This window comes from Elizabethkingia argenteiflava (genome assembly GCF_009904105.1).
GTDB lineage: Bacteria > Bacteroidota > Bacteroidia > Flavobacteriales > Weeksellaceae > Elizabethkingia > Elizabethkingia argenteiflava.
The window spans coordinates 1-2107 of the sequence record NZ_JAAABJ010000283.1; the positions used below are offsets into that span (position 1 = coordinate 1).

Genomic DNA, 2107 nt, shown 5'->3' on the forward strand with positions numbered 1-2107 from the left:
ATCGAATTCTTTCAAAATACTGGAAATCTGATTCGCACTGAATTGTTTCTTTTTCATAATATATAATCCTAAATTTAAACTTTTTGTCTAAATTATAGTCGTACTATTTATGGGGGAGTTTACAACAATACATTACGCTTTGTTATTTATCACAACTCGCGGCATATGGCTCAGATAGAAAGAGTTTTAAATAGCCTGAAAAACAGAACGATGATTGTCAAAAATTGATTACTTTTAAACAAATGAAAATCATCTATCAGAAAACGATAAAAACTCCGCTGGGAGATATGATAGTCTGTGCCGTGAATAAAGGAATTTGCTTACTGGAATTCATGGACCAAAAGAATCTTGAAAAACAGCTTAGATCTTTATCAAAAAAATTGAATGCTGAAATTGTAGAAAGAGAGCATCTTCATTTTAAGCAACTGGAAGAAGAACTGAAAGGGTATTTTGACGGTAAAAAATTTCATTTTGATGTTCCTATATTCACTACCGGAACTGAATTTCAGGAAAAAGTCTGGTCACTTCTGAGGGAGATTCCCATGGGAGAAATAAGAACCTATAAACAACAATCCGAATTGTTGGGAAATTCTAAGGCGATACGCGCTGTAGGAACGGCTAACGGAATTAATAAAATTGCTATTTTAATTCCCTGCCATCGTGTTATCGGTTCCAATGGAGAGCTTGTAGGTTATGCAGGCGGAATCTGGAGAAAACAAAAATTATTGGAATTAGAGAAAGCTATCTTATTTTGATTTTTGTAATTTAAAACAAAAATTTACACGTGAAAAAGTTATTAGCAACAGTTTGCATTTTAGTTTCGGCACTCAGTTTTGCACAAGATTATTCGGTACCTGCGACAAGTCCCCGTCAGAAGGTGGAACAACAGTTTTCTATGTCTGAAATCTCTATCGACTACGGAAGGCCGGGAGTAAAAGGGCGTAAAATTTTTGGAGACCTTGTTCCTTATGATCATGTTTGGAGAGCAGGCGCTAACTCTTGTACAAAAATTACTTTTGGACAACCCGTTCATTTTGGCGTAAAAGTTGTTCCCGCAGGAACATATGGTCTATTTATCATTCCTACAGAAAATGAATGGAAAGTAATACTCAACAAAGATTTCCAGCAATGGGGTTCTTTTACATACGATCCTAAACAGGATGTAGCAGACGTTACAGTACCGGTTAATAAGCTGGCAGATAAACAGGAATGGTTTGAAATTACTTTGAATCCTACGGATGAAAACTCCGCTAATTTAGTATTGAAATGGGATTACCTACAAGCAGAAATTCCTTTGAAGCCATCAAATCTGAATACAGTAATCAAGATTTCCGACAAGCTAAAAAAATCAAGAAAATAGAATTAGATGCTAATCAAAAGAGATAAGCAATGCATTTTAGGTTCAGCCTGTTTTAGAAAATGAAAAACTTCAATTAATCCCCTTGATGTAAGGGGATTTTGAATCTGTATATTATGAGTAGGTCTAATCCCAAAGTCTGGGAACAGCATCCCTACAAAAGATCGTTATAAGAGATCGTTTTTTGAAAGCTTCTTTTCAGGAAACTATCGAGAGTGAGGGTGCTTTTAAAATAATTGAGAAAGCTACAAATGAGTTTTTAGGAAGTAAGCCGCCGTTACTATAATTTTGATGAAAGTGATAATCATATTTTCATTGGGGATACCTTCTATAGAATAAAATCATGGGGAAGAAAATCCATAAGCCCTCTATGTACCAGAAATGTTTTCTTTTTCTTCTATTGTATACACTTCTTTCTATTTTATCTTCCAAATCTGTTCCCGAAATACATCTAAATATTTGTAATTCAGAGTTAATAGACCTATATTCTGCAGTCATATTAAGAGCTACAAGCTCCGGATCAGACTATTTGGGAATCCTGATTTGTCTGGCGACAGCCGTATTAAAATAATCTGGCAGCTTTGAATAAGATGGCTCATGTATTTAAAAGATTAATAATCCATCTGTAGGCTTCCCTTTTTTAGTACGATTTAAAATTAGACAATTTTTCATATTGTACCCAATTTATTTTCTGTTAATTTATAACAGCAAGTTTCTGTTTTTCCTTTTCTCTGTATTTCACAGGAGACA

General features: G+C 34.3%; 2 protein-coding genes and 1 pseudogene. 2 read left to right on the top strand and 1 reads right to left on the bottom strand.

Going from position 1 to position 2107, the window contains the following annotated elements; genetic code table 11:
* Positions 1-242: 242 nt before the first annotated feature.
* The gene (locus tag GNY06_RS02880) at positions 243-755 is read left to right on the top strand and encodes a methylated-DNA--[protein]-cysteine S-methyltransferase (protein ID WP_166518723.1); all 513 of its coding nucleotides are present in this window, start codon (positions 243-245) and stop codon (positions 753-755) included.
* Between the two features lie 29 nt (positions 756-784).
* Entirely contained in the window at positions 785-1360 is a 576-nt protein-coding gene (locus GNY06_RS02885; RefSeq protein ID WP_166518722.1) for a DUF2911 domain-containing protein, read from the top strand.
* Positions 1361-1723: 363 nt separating this feature from the next.
* On the opposite strand, the pseudogene GNY06_RS15495 reads toward GNY06_RS02885, so the two are convergent.
* Positions 1724-1956: pseudogene (locus GNY06_RS15495) on the bottom strand (IS982 family transposase); the annotation flags it as partial.
* Positions 1957-2107 lie beyond the last annotated feature (151 nt).

Excerpts from the sequence above, each read along its gene's own strand:
- GNY06_RS02880 (WP_166518723.1), top strand. The coding sequence starts at position 243 with ATGAAAATCATCTATCAGAAAACGATAAAAACTCCGCTGGGAGATATG.